Annotated in this window: 20 protein-coding genes; 13 read left to right on the top strand and 7 right to left on the bottom strand. The window is 61.7% G+C overall.

The features are described 5' to 3' along the window. Positions 1-126: 126 nt before the first annotated feature. From P0Y58_26405 to gdhA, 3 genes are all read left to right on the top strand, one after another. Positions 127-522, top strand: a complete 396-nt coding sequence (locus tag P0Y58_26405; GenBank protein ID WEK30381.1) for a hypothetical protein — start codon at positions 127-129, stop codon at positions 520-522. 304 nt (positions 523-826) lie between these two features. After that, positions 827-2,494 carry an energy-dependent translational throttle protein EttA gene (gene ettA / locus P0Y58_26400; protein ID WEK30380.1) on the top strand — a complete coding sequence of 556 codons (1,668 nt, stop codon included), beginning with the start codon at positions 827-829 and terminating at the stop codon, positions 2,492-2,494. A gap of 220 nt (positions 2,495-2,714) precedes the next feature. Beyond that, positions 2,715-4,055 (top strand): NADP-specific glutamate dehydrogenase, encoded by a 1,341-nt coding sequence (gene gdhA / locus P0Y58_26395; protein WEK30379.1) that lies wholly within the window; start codon positions 2,715-2,717, stop codon positions 4,053-4,055. A gap of 31 nt (positions 4,056-4,086) precedes the next feature. Here the strand turns inward: gdhA and P0Y58_26390 are convergent, their stop codons facing one another. The 4 genes from P0Y58_26390 to P0Y58_26375 all read right to left on the bottom strand — a co-directional run bounded on the left by P0Y58_26390 (position 4,087) and on the right by P0Y58_26375 (position 7,577). Beyond that, a complete protein-coding gene (locus P0Y58_26390) occupies positions 4,087-4,584 on the bottom strand; it encodes a GreA/GreB family elongation factor (GenBank protein WEK30378.1) in 498 nt (165 codons plus the stop codon). Positions 4,585-4,651: 67 nt separating this feature from the next. After that, positions 4,652-5,008 carry a hypothetical protein gene (locus tag P0Y58_26385; GenBank protein ID WEK30377.1) on the bottom strand — a complete coding sequence of 119 codons (357 nt, stop codon included), beginning with the start codon at positions 5,006-5,008 and terminating at the stop codon, positions 4,652-4,654. Between the two features lie 153 nt (positions 5,009-5,161). After that, positions 5,162-7,015: a DUF4105 domain-containing protein gene (locus tag P0Y58_26380; protein ID WEK30376.1), complete on the bottom strand. Its 1,854-nt coding sequence runs from the start codon at positions 7,013-7,015 to the stop codon at positions 5,162-5,164. A 73-nt stretch (positions 7,016-7,088) separates the two neighbouring features. After that, entirely contained in the window at positions 7,089-7,577 is a 489-nt protein-coding gene (locus P0Y58_26375) for a DUF3015 domain-containing protein (GenBank protein ID WEK30375.1), read from the bottom strand. Between the two features lie 260 nt (positions 7,578-7,837). Between P0Y58_26375 and P0Y58_26370 the strand changes: the two genes are divergently transcribed. The 5 genes from P0Y58_26370 (at position 7,838) to P0Y58_26350 (ending at position 12,501) form a co-directional block, all read left to right on the top strand. Then, on the top strand, positions 7,838-10,276 hold the full coding sequence (locus P0Y58_26370) for an AAA family ATPase (GenBank protein WEK30374.1): 2,439 nt from the start codon (positions 7,838-7,840) through the stop codon (positions 10,274-10,276). A gap of 161 nt (positions 10,277-10,437) precedes the next feature. Beyond that, positions 10,438-10,776, top strand: coding sequence for a hypothetical protein (locus tag P0Y58_26365; protein ID WEK30373.1), 339 nt, complete (start codon positions 10,438-10,440; stop codon positions 10,774-10,776). A 100-nt stretch (positions 10,777-10,876) separates the two neighbouring features. Then, positions 10,877-11,365: a TIGR00645 family protein gene (locus tag P0Y58_26360; protein ID WEK30372.1), complete on the top strand. Its 489-nt coding sequence runs from the start codon at positions 10,877-10,879 to the stop codon at positions 11,363-11,365. Positions 11,366-11,492: 127 nt separating this feature from the next. Beyond that, entirely contained in the window at positions 11,493-11,798 is a 306-nt protein-coding gene (locus tag P0Y58_26355; protein WEK30371.1) for a DUF6482 family protein, read from the top strand. Between the two features lie 85 nt (positions 11,799-11,883). After that, complete coding sequence (locus P0Y58_26350) at positions 11,884-12,501, top strand: FKBP-type peptidyl-prolyl cis-trans isomerase (protein WEK30370.1); 618 nt, start codon at positions 11,884-11,886, stop codon at positions 12,499-12,501. A gap of 127 nt (positions 12,502-12,628) precedes the next feature. Here P0Y58_26350 and P0Y58_26345 read toward each other — a convergent pair whose 3' ends face one another. The 3 genes from P0Y58_26345 to P0Y58_26335 all read right to left on the bottom strand — a co-directional run bounded on the left by P0Y58_26345 (position 12,629) and on the right by P0Y58_26335 (position 14,456). Next, positions 12,629-12,874: a hypothetical protein gene (locus tag P0Y58_26345; GenBank protein ID WEK30369.1), complete on the bottom strand. Its 246-nt coding sequence runs from the start codon at positions 12,872-12,874 to the stop codon at positions 12,629-12,631. A gap of 84 nt (positions 12,875-12,958) precedes the next feature. Then, positions 12,959-13,300 carry a zinc ribbon domain-containing protein YjdM gene (locus tag P0Y58_26340; protein WEK30368.1) on the bottom strand — a complete coding sequence of 114 codons (342 nt, stop codon included), beginning with the start codon at positions 13,298-13,300 and terminating at the stop codon, positions 12,959-12,961. Between the two features lie 187 nt (positions 13,301-13,487). Then, a complete protein-coding gene (locus P0Y58_26335) occupies positions 13,488-14,456 on the bottom strand; it encodes a polyprenyl synthetase family protein (protein ID WEK30367.1) in 969 nt (322 codons plus the stop codon). 244 nt (positions 14,457-14,700) lie between these two features. Here P0Y58_26335 and rplU point away from each other — a divergent pair, with 244 nt between their 5' ends. The 5 genes from rplU to P0Y58_26310 all read left to right on the top strand — a co-directional run bounded on the left by rplU (position 14,701) and on the right by P0Y58_26310 (position 18,388). Next, positions 14,701-15,015, top strand: a complete 315-nt coding sequence (rplU, locus tag P0Y58_26330) for a 50S ribosomal protein L21 (protein ID WEK30366.1) — start codon at positions 14,701-14,703, stop codon at positions 15,013-15,015. Between the two features lie 38 nt (positions 15,016-15,053). Beyond that, positions 15,054-15,311, top strand: coding sequence for a 50S ribosomal protein L27 (gene rpmA, locus P0Y58_26325; protein WEK30365.1), 258 nt, complete (start codon positions 15,054-15,056; stop codon positions 15,309-15,311). A 188-nt stretch (positions 15,312-15,499) separates the two neighbouring features. Continuing rightward, positions 15,500-16,726: an Obg family GTPase CgtA gene (gene cgtA / locus P0Y58_26320; GenBank protein ID WEK30364.1), complete on the top strand. Its 1,227-nt coding sequence runs from the start codon at positions 15,500-15,502 to the stop codon at positions 16,724-16,726. Between the two features lie 85 nt (positions 16,727-16,811). Beyond that, positions 16,812-17,930: a glutamate 5-kinase gene (proB, locus tag P0Y58_26315; GenBank protein WEK30363.1), complete on the top strand. Its 1,119-nt coding sequence runs from the start codon at positions 16,812-16,814 to the stop codon at positions 17,928-17,930. After that, the gene (locus P0Y58_26310) at positions 17,927-18,388 is read left to right on the top strand and encodes a CreA family protein (GenBank protein WEK30362.1); all 462 of its coding nucleotides are present in this window, start codon (positions 17,927-17,929) and stop codon (positions 18,386-18,388) included. The genes proB and P0Y58_26310 overlap by 4 nt, the downstream gene beginning before the upstream one ends. Positions 18,389-18,483: the final 95 nt, after the last annotated feature.

Here is an 18,483-nt window from a genome sequence, read left to right as displayed (position 1 = left end):
GCCTAGAATTATGGCAAAGTGCCAGCCGTGTTGGCCATGGTGCCGGTCCGGTGGTTCGGCAAGCCCCTGCGACCTGTGCGAGAATAACCCCCGCTTTACATGACAACGCATCGGAGATGTTCGGTTTTGGTTACTCACTTTTCCTCCAATGGCCTCGATTCCGCCTGTGGGCGCAGCAGTCAGACCCTTGTCAGCACTGCCGTGACCGAGGACGTATCCTGCAAGACCTGCCAGCGCTCGCTGGTAAAACCTGACGCTGCCGCCAGCGCCAAGGGCAAGGCCCCATCGCTGGCTGAGCTGCGCAAGACCGCCAAGGCGGCAGCAGCGCCAACGCCAGTAGAGGCTACGGCCAAGGTGGTCAGCACTGCGCCTGCGGCTGTCAAACCGGCCAATAATGTGGCCGAGCAGCAACCCGCCCGTAGCGGTGGCTTTAGCGTGAAGTCTTCCTGGGCTGCGCGCCTGGCCGAGCAGGGCGACCGTTGCCGGTTGCCGCGGGGCAAGGGCAAGCAGCGTAAAGTCTGATCCACTTTCGGCTGCTGTGCCGGCCTCTTCGCGGGGCAAGCCCGCTCCCACAGGGATCTTTGATTGCTTCGGCCCTGTGGTGAACCTGTGGGAGCGGGCTTGTCCCGCGAAGAGGCCGGCAGAGGCAGCAAATTCCTCCCAGAGATCACACCGATCCCTGCCCACCATCGACCCCTCCTATGCAACGCCGCGCGTTGGCGTAGAATGGTCGTCTTTGTTCAATGACTTCCAAACACACATCCCCTGGCCATGCTGCCCGGGCGATCGTCGATGTCTTTACCTATCTGAATTAGAGGGCTTGGTTTTGGCTCAATACGTCTACACCATGCATCGGCTGAGCAAGGTCGTGCCGCCGAAGCGGGAAATTCTCAAGAACATTTCCCTGTCGTTCTTCCCGGGTGCCAAGATTGGCGTGCTCGGCCTGAACGGTGCCGGTAAATCGACCCTGCTGCGGATCATGGCGGGCGTCGACAAGGAATTCGACGGCGAAGCCCGTCCGATGCCCGACATCAACGTTGGTTACCTGCCACAGGAACCCCAACTGGACCCGACCAAGACCGTGCGCGAAGTGGTCGAGGAAGCGGTCAGCGTGATCAAGGACGCCCAGGCACGCCTGGACGAGGTCTACGCCGCCTACGCCGACCCGGATGCCGACTTCGACAAGCTGGCCGCCGAGCAGGCCAAGCTGGAAGCCATCCTGCAGGCCGCCGATGGCCACAACCTGGAGCGCCAGCTGGACGTCGCCGCCGATGCCCTGCGCCTGCCGGCCTGGGACGCAAAAATCGAGCACCTGTCTGGTGGTGAGAAGCGCCGTGTGGCCCTGTGCCGCCTGCTGCTGTCGGCCCCCGACATGCTGCTGCTCGACGAACCGACCAACCACCTGGATGCCGATTCGGTGGCGTGGCTTGAGCGCTTCCTGCACGACTTCCCGGGCACCGTGGTAGCCATTACCCACGACCGTTACTTCCTCGACAACGTCGCTGGCTGGATCCTGGAACTGGACCGCGGCGCCGGCATCCCGTACGAAGGCAACTACTCGGGCTGGCTGGAAGCCAAGTCGGATCGCCTGGCGCAGGAATCCAAGCAGCAGAGCGCTCACGAAAAGGCCATGAAAGAGGAACTGGAGTGGGTGCGTAAAGGCGCCAAGGCTCGCCAGTCCAAATCCAAGGCCCGTCTGCAACGCTTCGAAGAAATGCAGTCGCAGGAATTCCAGAAGCGCAGCGAAACCAACGAGATCTACATCCCGGCTGGCCCGCGCTTGGGCGACAAGGTCATCGAGTTCAAGAACGTCTCCAAAGGCTACGGCGACCGCGTGCTGATCGACAACCTGTCGTTCGCCATGCCTAAAGGCGCCATCGTCGGTGTGATCGGTGGTAACGGTGCCGGTAAGTCGACCCTGTTCCGCATGCTGATGGGCAAGGAACAACCGGACTCGGGCAGCATCGAAGTCGGTGAAACCGTGCAGCTGGCCTGTGTGGACCAGAGCCGCGAGGACCTGGACGGCGGCAAGACCGTGTTCCAGCAGGTTTCCGACGGCTCCGACATGATCAAGATCGGCAGCTACGAGATCCCGTCGCGCACCTACGTTGGCCGCTTCAACTTCAAGGGTGGCGACCAGCAGAAGTTCGTCAAGGACCTGTCCGGTGGTGAGCGTGGCCGCCTGCACCTGGCCCTGACCCTGAAGGAGGGCGGTAACGTCCTGCTGCTCGACGAACCGTCCAACGACCTCGACGTCGAAACCCTGCGTTCGCTGGAAGAAGCCCTGCTGGACTTCCCGGGCGCCGCGATTGTGATTTCCCACGACCGTTGGTTCCTGGACCGTGTGGCCACTCACATCCTGGCGTACGAAGACGACTCGAACGTGATGTTCTTCGAAGGTAACTACACCGAGTACGAAGCCGACCGCAAGAAGCGCCTTGGCGATGCTGCTGCCCAGCCGCACCGTGTACGGCACAAGAAGCTGGCCCAGTAAGCCGGTTTTTTGATGCACAAGAATGGGGCCTTCAAGGGCCCCATTTTTGTGCCTGGCCTACACCTGAAGACACCGTTTCTGGCGCCTATTTTGTATACATTTATATAAACGCACCAAATAATTTCAAAAAAACGACATTTCGCCCTATTCCAGTGCGATTGCTTCTTGGTACATTCGAAAAAAAACCAATAAGTCCAATCCCTTTGGTGAGATGTCTACCATGATCGAATCTGTCGACAATTTCCTTGCGCGCCTGCAGCAGCGTGACCCCGGCCAGCCGGAGTTCCACCAGGCGGTGGAAGAGGTACTGCGCACCCTCTGGCCGTTCCTCGAAGCCAACCCTCACTACCTGCAATCCGGCATTCTCGAGCGCATCGTCGAGCCCGAGCGCGCGGTGCTGTTCCGCGTGTCGTGGGTGGATGACCAAGGCAAGGTCCAGGTCAACCGGGGCTACCGCATCCAGATGAACAGCGCCATCGGCCCGTACAAGGGCGGCCTGCGCTTCCACCCGTCGGTGACCCTGAGCGTGCTCAAGTTCCTGGCCTTCGAGCAGACCTTCAAGAACTCCCTCACCTCGTTGCCCATGGGCGGCGGCAAGGGCGGCTCGGACTTCGACCCGAAAGGCAAGAGCGACGCCGAAGTGATGCGCTTCTGCCAGGCGTTCATGAGCGAGCTGTACCGCCACATTGGCGCTGACTGCGACGTACCGGCCGGTGACATCGGTGTGGGTGCCCGCGAAATCGGCTTCATGTTTGGCCAGTACAAGCGCCTGGCCAACCAGTTCACATCGGTACTGACCGGTAAAGGCATGACTTACGGCGGCAGCCTGATTCGCCCAGAGGCCACCGGCTATGGCTGTGTGTACTTTGCCGAGGAAATGCTCAAGCGCCAGGACAAACGTATCGACGGCCGCCGCGTAGCGGTTTCCGGGTCGGGCAACGTGGCCCAGTATGCGGCGCGCAAAGTGATGGACCTGGGCGGCAAGGTAATTTCGCTGTCCGATTCCGAAGGCACCCTGTACGCCGAAGCCGGCCTGACCGACGCCCAGTGGGACGCGGTCATGGAACTGAAGAACGTCAAGCGTGGCCGCCTCAGCGAACTGGCCGCTCAGTTTGGCCTGGAGTTCCGCAAGGGCCAGACGCCGTGGAGCCTGCCGTGCGACATCGCCCTGCCGTGCGCCACGCAGAACGAACTGGGCGCCGAAGATGCCCGCACCCTGCTGCGCAATGGCTGCATTTGCGTGGCCGAAGGCGCCAACATGCCGACCACCCTGGAAGCTGTGGATATCTTCCTGGACGCCGGCATTCTGTATGCCCCGGGCAAAGCCTCCAACGCCGGTGGCGTGGCCGTGTCGGGCCTGGAGATGTCGCAGAACGCCATGCGTCTGTTGTGGACTGCCGGTGAAGTGGACAGCAAGCTGCACAACATCATGCAGTCGATTCACCATGCTTGCGTGCACTACGGTGAAGAGGCCGATGGCCGTATCAACTACGTCAAAGGTGCGAACATCGCCGGCTTCGTGAAAGTGGCTGATGCGATGCTGGCTCAGGGCGTGGTCTGATCCGAAGCCTTTGGGGCCGCACAGCGGCCCCTTAGGACTCAGCTTCGATATCGATAATCTCGATCACCTGATCCCCCACCGGCCGCCGCCAAACCACTTCATCCCCAGGTCCCGCGCCCAGCAAGGCCTGCCCCAACGGCGACCCCCAGTTGATCAGCCCTCGCCCAGCATCTGCTTCATCCTCACCTACCAGCTGTACCACCTGCTCCTGGTCCTGGGCATCCACAAACCGCACCCGGCTACCAATCTGCACCTTGTTCCGCGAGGTCACCGCCGGTACCACCTGGGCACTCTGCACCCGCGCGCTGAAGTAACGCAGGTCCCGTTCGGTATCGGCCAGCCGTTGCTTGTCGCCACGTTCGCCCTGCGCCTGCAATTCGCTGCGCAAGGCATTCAGGTCGGCCACGCGTGCCTGCAGTTGGCGCAGGCCGTTGGCGGTGACGTAATTGGGTTGGTCGCTGACGCGTCTCTCTACAGGCTGGTCGGCCTGGGCGGCAGCCTGGTCTTCGTTGACGAATGCTCGGCTCATGCAGGGCCTCCTTGTGCAGGAGACCATCATGGCAGGCCACCGGTTTCAAGGGATGTCCGTTTGCGACTCAGTTATGGCGATAAGCCTTGGCGGCACCGCGGTCCTTTTCCTGTTCCCACTCGCGGTCGCGCTGGTCCCAGAAGCGCTCGTGGTATTCACGCTGCTCCTCACTGTTCTGCATGGCATGGCACTGGCGGAAGCCATCGTCCCAGCCGGTCTCGTACTGGCGCTCGTGCAGGTAGCGCGGCACGTTTTTGCTGAAGCCGCCCACCATCAACCCGGCCGCCTGGCGGCCACTGCTGCAGCCGTCCTGGAAACCATCGGCATAGGCGGGGGGATAGCCGTGATTGAGCATCTGCTCGTGGGTGGTTTCGCAACCTGACAGCAACAACGCAATGCACACGCCGAACCAGTACCGCGACATAACCACCAGACCCTCTCGTTGATAGTGGAGAGTCTAGGTGGCGATTTGTCGGGGACCTGTCAAAACAGTGTCAAAGAGTCGGTTGGGTCACACTGCGTTGCTGGCCACACTGGCCCATTCGCGGGCACGCCCGCGAAAGGCCGCAAAGCGGCCTCAGTAGTGATACCACTTCAGCTCCAGCATCACCTCGTTCTGCGCCGTGGCCAGGTGGCTGAACTCGCGCGAAGCACTCAAGCGCAACCCCAGGTTCTGGCTGATTTCCCACTGCTGGTTCAGGCTCACACTGCGCCGCACTTCGCCATTGGTGAAGTAGTCGCCTTTGGCCTCCAGCGTCATGTTGCCCAAGCCGTTGCGCCACAGCACGCCGCCATTGAACCCCGCCGCCGGGGCGATGAACTGGGCGAAGTCGTTGTGATGCTCGACCCGCACCGTGCCCAGGGCAAACCCCAGCAGCCCGTCGGCCAGTTGCCAGGTGCCACCGGCGCCGCCGTTCACGTGGCTTACCAGCACCTCGTCATCATGCTTGCCCGGCACCCGCTCCAGGCCGCCGGCCACTTGCCACGACCAGGGTTTGAGCAGCTCGTTACGGGGTGTCAGCGAGCGAATGGTGGCCAGGTCCAGGCGCTGAACCTGCCAGTCGTTGCCTTCGTATTGGCGGACCTTGAGCTGCAGGATCTCGATCTGCGCACCCAGCGGGAAGCCGTAGGCATTGTCGTTCAGGTCGTGGTAGGCCATGCGCAGGCCGTACTCGGCGTAAGCACGGTCTTCACGGGTGCCTGCGCCGAGCTGCCAGGTGCGCGAGTCGTGGCCGTCTTCGGGCAGGCCGGGGCGCTCGATCTGCAAGGGGGGCGGGGGGTTGCTGTTGATCGCCCGCAGCAGCTCGAAGCTGCGTTTCGCTTGCCCGGGGTCGCGTTCCTGGCCATTGGCCCGGTAGCGCTCCAGGCGGTACGCGGCGTCCTGCACCAACGCCTGGCGTTCACGGGGCAGGGCCTTGAATTCGGGGCTCTGCAACTGTGCAGTGTTGGCACTCATGGCCAGCACCTGCTGCTTTTCGGCGTGGTCGAGTGGCTCTGCCCGGGCCAGCAACTCACGTTCACGGGAGGGGCGGTAGGTCTCGCTGGCGACCATGCCGGACTGCTTCACGGCCTTCACCGTATCGGTCGGGATGGCGGTCAGCGGGAACTGCGAGGTCAGGTCCAGGCTCGGCCGGGCCACCTGCAGCAATTCCAGCAGCCGGTACGAGCAGTTTTCGTCGAAGAAAAAGTAGTCGAACTGGATCTGCTTCAGTTCCCACACATGCTCGACCATGCGCCCGGTTTCTTCGGGGGTGAGGTCCAGCTGGTATTCCCACAGGTCGCGGTTTTCCAGGCTGCGGTATTCGGACAGCTTTTCCTGGTAGGGCATCATCGCGAACAGCCCGGGGTAACCGCCCATCAGGCCCTTCCAGGCGTACAGGATGCTGTTGTCGCTGCCTTCGATGTAGGCGCCGAAGTTGATCGCGTAGCTCAGCAGCGTGGTGTCGTCGTTGCGGGTGCTGGACTGGTCGATGCGCAGCAGGGTGTGGCCGAACATCGACGACGGGCTGTTCAGGTAGGCCGCCGGGAAGATCAGCGCGGCGCTGTGCGGGTCGATCGATGCGTACCAGGTCTTGAATTCCTGGCAGTCCGGTTGCGGCAAACCTTTCAGGTCGAGCTGTTCGCGCAGCCAGCGGGTACGCGCGGGGAACACGCATTGGGCGTGCTTGTCGCCGAGGCTGGCCGGGGCATACAGCGCTTCGACCGTGGCTTGCAGCTCTTGGTCGGGGTGATGCGCACCGTCCTTGGCAAGGAAGAAGGCGTCATCGTCCACATAGCTACGCCAGCCGCCGAGCTTGGCGGTTTCGTAGTGACCAATGGCGAGCCAGTAAGGGGTATTGGCCAGTTGCTGGAGGCGGCCTTGGTCCAGCACGGGCGCAGCATGAACAGGGGCGCAAGCAAACAGCGCCAGGCAAGCGAGGCGTTTGAGCATATCGGGCAACTACTTCTAAACGATGCCGAAAAAGGCGAAACCCGCCCCGGGGGTGGGGCGGGAGCAGCTGCGCTTAGGCCTCGGTAGCGTACTTGGCCAGGCGTGGGTCGCTCTTCAGAACGGCCAGGGTGTTGCTGTGGACAGCTTCAGCAGTGACGTCTGCGCTGGTGAAGATCTGGTTGAAGTGCTGGTGGGCGACCGACTCGAAGTAGCCACGGTCTTCCGGGGCCACACCGAGGACCACGGCATAGGTGGTCAGTGCTTCGCCCTGGCCCATGGCCATGTCTTCGGAAAGCTCGTTCATCATGCCGTTCATGGCAAACCAGGACTTGCCGCCGTAGGTCAGCGAAGCCTTGGTGGAGCAGCCGTTGGTGCCAGAGGTCATGCCGAAGGTGGCGTTGCCGGAGGTGCCGTTGGTGGTAGAAGCCAGGAAGTGTGCCGGAGTGCCGCGCTGGCCTTCGAACAGCATGTTGCCCCAACCGCAGTTCGGGCCGCCAGGCGCTTCGGCCATGGCGTTGAGCGAGACCACGGTGAACAGAGTACCCAGAAGAATCCGTTTCATAGCATTTGTTCTCTTTGTCTTAACCAAGGGTCAGGGTTTCTGGCAACTCGGTTGCCAGGTCGGGAAAGCTTTTCACCCACCCGCGCAGCTTGGAGTTTAGGCACGATCTAAAGGTTGCGTTGTTGATTGCGAAAAATTTGCTGTTACATGACCTGCACTGGCTGCGACCTGGCGCGATATAAAGTCCCGTAGAGCCTTGCAAGGCGCGCTGAGGCAGCGCCAGAATGCTGCTCATCTGCCCGCCGAAGTAAGGAAACCCAATGCCCGATCCTGTCGCTGCGCGCCTGCGTCTCGCGCCTGAAGCCCTGACCCGGCGTTTCTCCCCCGAGCAGTTTGCCTTTACCAATACCGACGATCTGGAGCCGTTTCGCGGAGTCCTGGGCCAGGAGCGTGCTGTCGAGGCCCTGCAGTTCGGCGTGGCCATGCCACGCCCCGGTTACAACGTATACGTGATGGGCGAGCCCGGCACCGGGCGCTTCTCGTTCGTCAAGCGCTACCTCAAGGCCGAGGGCAAACGCCAGCACACCCCGGCCGACTGGGTCTACGTCAACCACTTCGACGACACCCGGGAGCCCCGTGCGTTGGAGCTGCCGTCTGGAAGCGCTGCTGAGTTCATCACCGACATGGGCGGGCTGATCGACAACCTGCTGTCGACCTTCCCGGCAGTGTTTGAGCACCCGTCGTACCAGCAGAAGAAAGGCGCCATCGACCGCGCCTTCAACCAGCGTTACGACCGCGCCCTGGATGTGATCGAGCGGGCCTCGCTGGAAAAGGACGTGGCGCTGTACCGCGATGCCAGTAACGTCGCCTTCACGCCGATGGCTGAGGGCAAGGCGCTGGACGAAGCCGAGTTCGCCCAGTTGCCGGAAGCGGTGCGCGAGCAGTTCCACGAAGACATTGCCTTGCTCGAGGAACAGCTGAACGAAGAGCTGGCCAGCCTGCCGCAATGGAAACGCGAGTCGAACAACCAGCTGCGCCAACTCAACGAAGAAACCATCACCTTGGCCTTGCAGCCGTTGCTGGCGCCGCTGTCGGAAAAGTACGCCGAGAACGCCGCGGTGTGCGCCTACCTGCAGTCGGTGCAGCTGAACCTGCTGCGCACGGTGGTCGAGCAGCTGGTCGACGACAGCAAGACTGACGCCGTCGCGCGCAAGCTGCTTGAAGAGCAGTACGCCCCAAGCCTGGTGGTCGGACACCATGTCGCCGGTGGTGCGCCGGTGGTGTTCGAGCCGCACCCGACTTACGACAACCTGTTCGGCCGTATCGAATACAGCACCGACCAGGGGGCGTTGTACACCTCCTACCGCCAGCTGCGCCCAGGCGCGTTGCACCGTGCCAACGGCGGCTTCCTGATCCTTGAAGCTGAGAAAATGCTGGGCGAACCGTTCGTATGGGATGCGCTCAAGCGTGCCTTGCAGTCGCGCAAGCTGAAGATGGAGTCACCGATCGGTGAGCTGGGCCGTGTTGCCGCCGTCAGCCTTCAGCCGCAGATGATTCCGCTCAACGTGAAGCTGGTGATTATCGGCTCGCGCCAGCTGTACTACGCACTGCAGGACCACGACTCGGACTTCCAGGAGATGTTCCGCGTGCTGGTGGACTTCGACGAAGACATGCCCATGGTCGACGAGAACCTGGAGCAGTTCGCCCAGTTGTTGCGTACGCGCACCAACGAGGAGGGCATGGCGCCGTTGACCAGTGACGCGGTAGCGCGCCTTGCCACCTACAGCGCCCGCCTGGCAGAGAACCAGTCACGCCTGTCGGCGCGTATCGGTGACCTGTTCCAGCTGGTCAGCGAGGCCGATTTCATCCGTCAGCTGGCCAGTGACGAAATGACCGACGCCGGGCACATCGAGCGTGCGCTCAAAGCCAAGGCCACCCGCACCGGGCGGGTTTCGCAGCGGGTGCTGGACGACATGCTGGCCGGCATCATCCTGATCGACACCGAGGGTGCGGCCATTGGCAAGTGCAATGGCCTGACGGTACTGGAGGTGGGCGACTCAGCGTTCGGGATGCCGGCGCGTATCTCTGCCACCGTGTACCCGGGTGGTAGCGGCATCGTCGACATCGAACGCGAGGTCAACCTTGGCCAGCCGATCCACTCCAAGGGTGTAATGATCCTCACCGGTTACCTGGGCAGCCGCTATGCCCAGGAGTTCCCGCTGGCGATTTCCGCGAGCATCGCCCTGGAGCAGTCCTATGGTTATGTGGACGGTGACAGCGCCTCGCTGGGCGAAGCCTGTACGTTGATCTCGGCCTTGTCGCGCACGCCGCTCAAGCAGTGCTTCGCCATCACAGGTTCCATCAACCAGTTTGGTGAAGTGCAGGCGGTAGGTGGGGTCAACGAGAAGATCGAGGGCTTCTTCCGCCTGTGTGAGGCCCGCGGGCTGACGGGTGAACAAGGCGTGATCATTCCCCGTGCCAACGTTGCCACGCTGATGCTTGATGAGCGTGTGCTGCAAGCGGTGGAAAATGGCCAGTTCCACGTCTATGCAGTCAGCCAGGCTGACGAGGCGTTGAGCTTGCTGGTAGGCGAAGAGGCCGGAGAAATTGGCGAAAATGGGCTGTTCACCGAGGGCAGCGTCAATGCCAGGGTGGTGGAACGCCTGCGGGAAATCGCCGAGATGATCAGCGAAGAAGACATCGAGAAGGCAGAAAAGGAACACCTGGAAGAGGTGATTGCTCAGGCCAAGCCGGCCTGAGTCAATAAACCGGCGCTGGCGGCGATGTGCTACCGTTCAGCGCCGGTTTTCCATCTTTCTGTACTGTTCTTCTATGCTGGAACTTAAGGACAGCATCAGCGTTCAGGATGGAAACAGCCTGTTGTTCAGGCTGAACAAGGCTTATTGGAGGGGACGCCGCCATGCGCAACCTCAGCCTCACACGCCAGTGCCTGGGCCTGGTGACCCGCATCGAATGCAGCATTCGCCCATTGGCCGGGGATAACGGCATGTGGACGTTGCTGTTTGCCGCCGGCATGGCCGGTGAGCAACCTTCCGCAATCAAGGCTCAGGGGCCTTTTCATGGGCCGATGGTGGCGGAGTCGGTGCTCAATGCCATTGTCGATAGCCTGACATTGCACGGGTACCAGGTGTCCGAAGACCCGCAGATCTGGTGCCTGCACCTGCAGGCGCAGCTGCGAAAGATCAATGGCGAGCGGTGTCGGAACCTGGGGGATTACCAGTTTCATCCTGAGACCTGAAAGATTGCCGGGGCCGCAAAGCGGCCCCGGGCTTTTGCTGTAACAGGTGGCTGGCTATACTCGCCGTCGTTTTTTAGTCACCTGATGAGTCCTGAACTTCATGGAACGTATTCTCGAAAACGCGATGTATGCCTCGCGCTGGCTGCTCGCACCCATCTACTTCGGCTTGTCCCTTGGCCTGCTGGCGCTGGCGCTGAAATTCTTCCAGGAAGTGGTTCACGTCCTGCCCAACGTGTTCGCCTTGAGCGAAGCCGACCTGATCCTGGTAATCCTGTCGCTGATCGACATGTCGCTGGTGGGCGGCCTGCTGGTGATGGTGATGATCTCCGGCTACGAGAACTTCGTCTCGCAACTGGATATCGACGACAGCAAGGAAAAGCTCAGCTGGCTGGGCAAGATGGACTCTTCGTCGCTGAAGATGAAGGTTGCTGCGTCGATTGTGGCGATTTCGTCCATCCACCTGCTGCGGGTGTTCATGGATGCCCAGAACATCTCCACTGACTACCTGATGTGGTATGTGATCATCCACATGACCTTTGTGGTCTCGGCGTTCTGCATGGGCTACCTGGACAAGCTGACCAAGCACTGAGTCCGGTTCTTGCCCGCTCCGCCCGTCTGTTGCAAAACGGACGGGCGGTGTCGTTTCTGGCTTGTGCTTTCGGCCGGCCTGTACAAAAAATGAGCTTTATGCGTGGTTCTCATTGCGAGGTACTTACATGAACCTGCAAGAGCTTAACGTTGAGGCCAGGGCTGGCCATGTCGACGAAGTGAACCTGATCGCCATCGAAGGCGGCGATTATCTTATTGAAGCCCGGCTCAAAGGCCGCGCCCACCCGCTGTCAGACATCCGTGGCGAGCGCTTGCGCGTGCACTCGGTGGAGGACGCCCGCAAGTTGCTGCAAACCATCCCCATGGTCTCGATGAACCTGGTGCACTGGTCGGTGCAAGACGAGATGTGCGGCATGGGTTCGCACCCGGAAGAAGACCTCAAGGTGCCGATCTCCCCGCGTTCGGCCTGGTAGCTGCTCGCAGCTTTCCAGTGTGCTAGGCTGCTCGCCCTTTTCATCAAGGGCGCGGCTTCACTGCGCCCTGCAGTGGAGCACGACAATGTCCGAACTCAATCTGTCTACCGACGAAACGCGCGTCAGCTACGGTATCGGCCGTCAGCTGGGCGGCCAGCTGCGCGACAACCCGCCACCGGGCGTTAGCCTGGAAGCCATCCTGGCCGGCCTGACCGATGCCTTCAACGGCGTCGACAGCCGCGTCAGCGAAGCCGACCTGTCGGCCAGCTTCAAGGTGATCCGCGACATCATGCAAGCCGAAGCTGCTGCCAAGGCCGAAGCCGCCGCAGGTGCTGGCCTGGAGTTCCTGGCAGAAAACGCCAAGCGCGAAGGCATCACCACCCTGGCTTCGGGCCTGCAGTTTGAAGTACTGACCGCCGGTGAAGGCGCCAAGCCTACCCGTGAAGACAACGTGCGTACGCACTATCACGGCACCCTGATCGACGGCACTGTGTTCGACAGCTCCTACGAGCGTGGCCAGCCGGCTGAGTTCCCGGTCGGTGGCGTGATTGCTGGCTGGACCGAAGCCCTGCAGCTGATGAATGCCGGCAGCAAATGGCGCCTGTACGTGCCGAGCGAGCTGGCTTACGGCGCCCAAGGCGTTGGCAGCATCCCGCCGCACAGCGTGCTGGTGTTCGACGTCGAGCTGCTCGACGTTCTGTAATACTGCCGGGGCCGCTTTGCGGCCCATTCGCCGGCAAGCCAGCTCCCACAGGGACCCCATAGCTTTCGAGCTTTGTGTTGTACTTGTGGGAGCTGGCATGCCGGCGAAGAGGCCGGCCCTGCTGGCCTCAATTCCAGCCTGTTCCCATCGGGCGCAATGCCCGCGCATAGCAGAACAGAAACAGGTTTCGCACCAGCTCCTTGAGCACTCCCGGTTCACTCGAATTCAGCCCGCTCATGTCCAGGTCGCCCTGGTCACGCAGTTCGTCGAGGGCTTCTTCTTCAAGCACCGCGCACACTTCGCCGGTTTCGCGATGAAGAATGCGCAGGTAGGGGTGAGGGCGGTCAAGCCAGGCGTCAATCAGATAAGTCATGGCTATTCTCCTTGGATACCAGTTCCAATGAGAATAATTCTTATTATCAAAATAGCAAGCGCCAGTTGGCAATTTTTTGTGTAATCAGACTTTGCGAACGAACTCGGACTTCAGTTTCATGGCGCCGATGCCATCGATCTTGCAGTCGATATCGTGGTCGCCATCGCACAGGCGGATGTTCTTGACCTTGGTGCCGACCTTGACCACCAGGGACGAACCTTTGACCTTGAGGTCCTTGATCACGGTGACGGTGTCGCCGTCCTGCAGGATGTTGCCGACCGAGTCTTTCTTCACTGCCTCGTCGCTGGCCGCTTCGGCGTCGCCACTGGTCGACCACTCGTGGGCGCATTCAGGGCAAATCAGCTGAGTGCCATCCTCATAGGTGTATTCGGAGGTGCATTTCGGGCAGGGTGGCAGAGTGCTCACTTCGGTTCCTCAAACAATCAGACAGGCGGTTGAAAGCCTGCATTGTAAGAGGTATTTCTGCAGAAGGGATTATGTCCGGACAAAAGCTTCGCGGGTAAACCCGCTCCCACAGGGATAGCGCAGGCTTCTGGGCCTATGTTGTACCTGTGGGAGCGGGTTTACCCGCGAATGAATGCGACTCGGTCTATCAGTGAGTCCGGGCTACAGCAAACTCGCTCAGCTCAACCAGTGCATCCCGGTACTCGCTGGCAGGCAGCACTTCCAGGCAGGCAATGGCACGCTTCACGTAATCACGCGCCAGCTCGGCGGTGTACTGCAGCGCGCCGGACTCTTCGACTGCCACGCGAATCTGCTCCAGGTCTTCCAGGCCACCCTTCTGGATTGCCTTACGTACCAGCGCAGCCTGCTCGGCAGTACCTTCGCGCATGGTGTAGATCAGCGGCAGGGTAGGCTTGCCTTCGGCCAGGTCGTCACCGACGTTCTTGCCCAGGGTCTGCGAGTCGCCCTTGTAGTCCAGCAGGTCGTCGACCAGCTGGAAGGCCACGCCCAGGTGGTCACCAAAGGTGCGCAGGGCTTCGCGCTGCACATCGGTGGCTTCGGCCAGTGCGGCGGCGCTGTGGGTCGAGGCCTCGAACAGCATCGCGGTCTTGCCGCGGATGACCTCCATGTAGATTTCCTCGGTGGTGCTGGCATCGCGTACCCGCGACAACTGCAGCACTTCACCCTCGGCAATCACGCGGGTGGCCTTGGACAGGATCTGCATGACCGGCATCGAGCCCAGTTCGACCATCATTTCGAACGAGCGCGAATAAAGGAAGTCGCCCACCAGCACACTCGGCGCGTTGCCCCACAGGGCATTGGCGGTGGAGCGGCCACGGCGCATGCCGGACATGTCGACCACGTCGTCGTGCAGCAGGGTGGCGGTGTGCAGGAATTCGATGGTGGCGGCCAGCAGACGCAGGTCGTCGCCTTCGCGGCCCAGGGCCTTGCCACACAGCAGTACCAGCAGGGGGCGCAGGCGCTTGCCACCGGCGGACGTGATATAGTCGCCGATCTTCGATACCAGCGGCACGCGCGAGGTCAGCTGCTTCTTGATGATCTCGTCGACGGCGCTGAAATCATCAGCCACCGCGCGGTAGAAGGTTTGGGGTTGCATCGGCTGCTCCAGTGAGGTTGCGCGGCATGCTAGGTCGCAGGTCCCGGTGTGTCAAGGCGCGGTGCCCGCAGGCCGGGGGCGGTACTTGCAAGCCAAACCGCGGTTGCGTACAATCGCGCACCCTAACTTCCTGGGCAGCACCTGCCTTACGCAATTGCGCTGGGCCGTTCCAGCCCTGTGCAGCCATGCCAGCCAATACTCATCATATAAAGCGCTGGGTGAGCAGGATTATCGGAGAAATACCATGTCTTACGCAGTAATCGTTACCGGCGGCAAGCAGTACAAAGTCGCCGAAGGTGAATTCCTCAAGATCGAAAAACTGGAAGTCGCCACTGGCGAATCCGTGACCTTCGATCGCGTTCTGCTGGTCGCCAACGGTGAAGAAGTCACCATCGGTGCTCCAGTTGTTGCTGGCGCTAAAGTAGTGGCCGAAGTCGTTTCGCAAGGCCGCCACGACAAGGTTCGCATCATCAAGTTCCGTCGTCGTAAGCACCACATGAAGCGTATGGGCCACCGCCAGTGGTTCACCGAGATCAAAATCACCGGCATCCAGGCTTAATCCCCTAGATCCCCTGAATTTATTTGGAGAATTGAACCATGGCTCACAAGAAGGCTGGTGGTAGTACTCGTAACGGTCGCGACTCAGAATCTAAACGCCTTGGCGTGAAGATGTATGGCGGCCAGGTTATCAAACCAGGCAACATCATCGTCCGTCAGCGCGGCACCGAATTCCACGCTGGCTACGGCGTTGGCATGGGCAAGGATCACACCTTGTTCGCCAAGATCGAAGGCGTGATCAAGTTCGAGAAGAAAGGCGAGTTCATGCGCCGTTACGTGAGCATCGTCGCCGCTTAATCGCGACGTCGCTCCAGAAGCCCCGTCATGCGACGGGGCTTTTTCGTTTGTGGTGAGCCTCTTGCAAAGCTGTTTGTCTGGGTTGCCGGCGTTGGTTTCTACGGTCGTACGGGGCCGCCGCGCTCATTTTTGCAAGAGCCTCATGTTTTTGAGTCATTCAACTCGTCTACTGGCGAGAGGCGGTTTTAATGAAGTTTGTTGACGAAGTATCGATTCGGGTCAAGGCCGGTGACGGCGGCAACGGTTGCATGAGCTTCCGTCGCGAGAAGTTCATCGAGAACGGCGGCCCTAACGGCGGTGATGGTGGTGACGGCGGCTCGGTGTACATGGTTGCCGACGAAAACCTGAACACCCTGGTCGACTACCGCTACACCCGTCACCACGAAGCCCAGCGCGGCTCCAATGGTGGCAGCACCGACTGCACCGGCAAGAAGGGTGAAGACCTGTTCCTGCGCGTGCCGGTCGGCACCACCGTGATCGATGCTTCCACCCAGGAAGTGATCGGTGACCTGGTCACCCCAGGCCAGAAGCTGATGGTCGCCCAAGGCGGCTGGCACGGCCTGGGCAACACCCGTTTCAAGTCCAGCACCAACCGTGCACCGCGCCAGACCACGCCAGGCAAGCTGGGTGACCAGCGCGACCTGAAGATGGAAATGAAGGTGTTGGCCGACGTTGGCCTGCTGGGCCTGCCGAACGCCGGCAAAAGTACCTTCATCCGCTCGGTCTCGGCCGCCAAGCCGAAAGTGGCCGACTACCCGTTCACCACCCTGGTGCCAAACCTGGGTGTGGTCAGCGTCGACCGCTGGAAGAGCTTCGTCATTGCCGACATCCCCGGCCTGATCGAAGGCGCTTCCGACGGTGCCGGCCTGGGTATCCGCTTCCTCAAGCACCTGGCGCGCACCCGTGTGCTGCTGCACCTTGTCGACATCGCGCCGCTGGACGAAAGCAGCCCGGCCGATGCTGCCGAAGTGATCGTCAACGAACTGACCCGCTTCAGCCCGTCGCTGGCCGAGCGTGAGCGTTGGCTTGTACTGAACAAGTCGGACATGGTCATGGACGACGAGCGCGATGAGCGTGTTCAGGAGGTGATTGATCGCCTGGAGTGGGAAGGCCCGGTCTACGTGATCTCGGCTATTTCCAAGCAGGGTACCGACAAGCTCAGCCACGACCTGATGCGCTACCTCGAAGACCGCGCTGACCGCCTGGCCAACGACCCAGCCTTCGCCGCAGAGCTGGCCGACCTCGACCAGCGCATCGAAGACGAAGCCCGTGCGCAGCTGCAGGCCCTGGACGACGCGCGTACCCTGCGCCGTACTGGCGTCAAGAGCGTGCACGACATCGGTGACGATGACGGTTGGGATGATGATTTCGAGGACGACGAAGACGGCCCGGAAATCATTTACGTGCGCGACTGACCGGTTGCAGTACACTAAACGCCGCTCTCTGGAGCGGCGTTTTTGTATCCACGGTATCTACAGATTCGACATAGGTTGGAAGAAGATGCGAAGCAAGGTGACGGGCGCCAAGCGCTGGGTCGTGAAGATTGGCAGTGCTCTGCTGACCGCCGATGGCAAGGGCCTCGACCGCGGTGCCATGGCCGTTTGGGTCGAGCAGATGGTCGCGCTGCGTGAGGCGGGCGTTGAGTTGGTACTGGTCTCCTCCGGGGCCGTGGCGGCCGGCATGAGCCAGCTGGGCTGGACCACGCGACCGAGCGCGATGAACGAGCTGCAGGCGGCTGCCGCGCTCGGCCAGATGCGCCTTGTGCAGGCCTGGGAGTCGAGCTTCGGCGAGCACGGCAAGCACACCGCGCAAATCCTGCTTACCCATGACGACCTGTCTGACCGCAAGCGTTACCTGAACGCCCGCAGCACCTTGCGCACCTTGGTCGACCTGGGCGTGGTGCCGGTGATCAACGAAAACGACACCGTGGTCACCGACGAAATCCGCTTCGGCGACAACGACACCCTGGCGGCGCTGGTGGCCAACCTGGTCGAGGCCGACCTGCTGGTAATCCTCACCGACCGCGATGGCATGTTCGACGCCGACCCGCGCAACAACCCCGAAGCCCAGCTGATCTACGAAGCCCGTGCCGACGACCCGACGCTGGATGCCGTGGCCGGCGGTACCGGTGGTGCCCTGGGCCGTGGCGGCATGCAGACCAAGTTGCGCGCTGCGCGCCTCGCCGCCCGTTCCGGTGCCCACACCATCATCATCGGTGGCCGTATCGAGCGTGTGCTGGACCGCCTCAAGGCGGGCGAGCGCCTGGGGACCTTGCTGTCGCCCGAGCGCGGCATGCTCGCAGCGCGCAAGCAGTGGCTGGCTGGCCACCTGCAGACCCGTGGCACCCTGGTGCTGGATGCCGGTGCCGTGCAGGCACTGCGCCAGGCCAACAAGAGCCTGTTGCCGGTGGGTGTGAAGACCGTGCAGGGCAGCTTCCGCCGTGGCGAAATGGTGGTGTGCGTTGGCCCGGACGGTGTTGAAGTGGCCCGCGGGCTGGCCAACTACAGCGCCCTGGAGGCGCAGAAAATCATGGGGCAGTCGTCTGATACCATCGAGTCGATTCTCGGTTACAGCGCTGAGCCTGAGCTGGTACACCGCGACAATCTGGTGCTGGTATGAAGCTGCTGAAGAGGGCGCTTGCCCTGGCGTTATTCGCGCTGCCGATGGTGGCCGGGGCTGAGGAAATCGGCCAGGTGTCCACCGTGTTCAAGTTCCTTGGGCCGAACGACCGCATCGTTGTAGAGGCGTTTGACGATCCCAAGGTAGAGGGTGTGACCTGCTACCTGTCACGCGCCAAGACGGGCGGCATGAAGGGTGGCCTGGGGTTGGCGGAAGACCGTGCAGAGGCGTCGATTGCCTGCCGCCAGGTCGGGCCGATCAACTTCAAGGGCGAGCTGAAGGATGGCGAGGAAGTGTTCAAGGAACGCACCTCGCTGGTGTTCAAGACCATGCAGGTGGTGAGGTTCCTCGACAAGAAGCGCAATACGCTGGTGTATCTGGTGTACAGCGACCGTATTGTCGAGGGCAGCCCGCAGAATGCGGTGACCGCGATTCCGATCTTGCCTTGGGCTCACTGATAGCCTGGTAGATCGCGGGGGAGGCCTTCGGCCTCCATTCGCGGGACAAGCCCGCTCCCACAGGTACTACACAGGCCTCAAGGTCTGCGAGGAGC

The sequence above is a fragment of the Candidatus Pseudomonas phytovorans genome, assembly GCA_029202525.1.
In the GTDB taxonomy this organism is placed as follows: domain Bacteria; phylum Pseudomonadota; class Gammaproteobacteria; order Pseudomonadales; family Pseudomonadaceae; genus Aquipseudomonas; species Aquipseudomonas phytovorans.
The sequence above is the reverse complement of the archived record's forward strand: the minus strand, read 5'-3'. Positions and strand labels throughout refer to the sequence as shown.

Coding starts and splice junctions, on each gene's coding strand:
- cgtA (WEK30364.1), top strand. CDS start 15,500: ATGAAGTTTGTTGACGAAGTATCGATTCGGGTCAAGGCCGGTGACGGC.
- P0Y58_26335 (WEK30367.1), bottom strand. CDS start 14,456: ATGCAACCCCAAACCTTCTACCGCGCGGTGGCTGATGATTTCAGCGCC.
- P0Y58_26390 (WEK30378.1), bottom strand. CDS start 4,584: ATGAGCCGAGCATTCGTCAACGAAGACCAGGCTGCCGCCCAGGCCGAC.
- rpmA (WEK30365.1), top strand. CDS start 15,054: ATGGCTCACAAGAAGGCTGGTGGTAGTACTCGTAACGGTCGCGACTCA.
- P0Y58_26310 (WEK30362.1), top strand. CDS start 17,927: ATGAAGCTGCTGAAGAGGGCGCTTGCCCTGGCGTTATTCGCGCTGCCG.
- P0Y58_26370 (WEK30374.1), top strand. CDS start 7,838: ATGCCCGATCCTGTCGCTGCGCGCCTGCGTCTCGCGCCTGAAGCCCTG.
- rplU (WEK30366.1), top strand. CDS start 14,701: ATGTCTTACGCAGTAATCGTTACCGGCGGCAAGCAGTACAAAGTCGCC.
- P0Y58_26380 (WEK30376.1), bottom strand. CDS start 7,015: ATGCTCAAACGCCTCGCTTGCCTGGCGCTGTTTGCTTGCGCCCCTGTT.
- gdhA (WEK30379.1), top strand. CDS start 2,715: ATGATCGAATCTGTCGACAATTTCCTTGCGCGCCTGCAGCAGCGTGAC.
- P0Y58_26385 (WEK30377.1), bottom strand. CDS start 5,008: ATGTCGCGGTACTGGTTCGGCGTGTGCATTGCGTTGTTGCTGTCAGGT.
- P0Y58_26355 (WEK30371.1), top strand. CDS start 11,493: ATGAACCTGCAAGAGCTTAACGTTGAGGCCAGGGCTGGCCATGTCGAC.
- P0Y58_26345 (WEK30369.1), bottom strand. CDS start 12,874: ATGACTTATCTGATTGACGCCTGGCTTGACCGCCCTCACCCCTACCTG.
- P0Y58_26350 (WEK30370.1), top strand. CDS start 11,884: ATGTCCGAACTCAATCTGTCTACCGACGAAACGCGCGTCAGCTACGGT.
- proB (WEK30363.1), top strand. CDS start 16,812: ATGCGAAGCAAGGTGACGGGCGCCAAGCGCTGGGTCGTGAAGATTGGC.
- P0Y58_26365 (WEK30373.1), top strand. CDS start 10,438: ATGCGCAACCTCAGCCTCACACGCCAGTGCCTGGGCCTGGTGACCCGC.
- P0Y58_26360 (WEK30372.1), top strand. CDS start 10,877: ATGGAACGTATTCTCGAAAACGCGATGTATGCCTCGCGCTGGCTGCTC.
- P0Y58_26375 (WEK30375.1), bottom strand. CDS start 7,577: ATGAAACGGATTCTTCTGGGTACTCTGTTCACCGTGGTCTCGCTCAAC.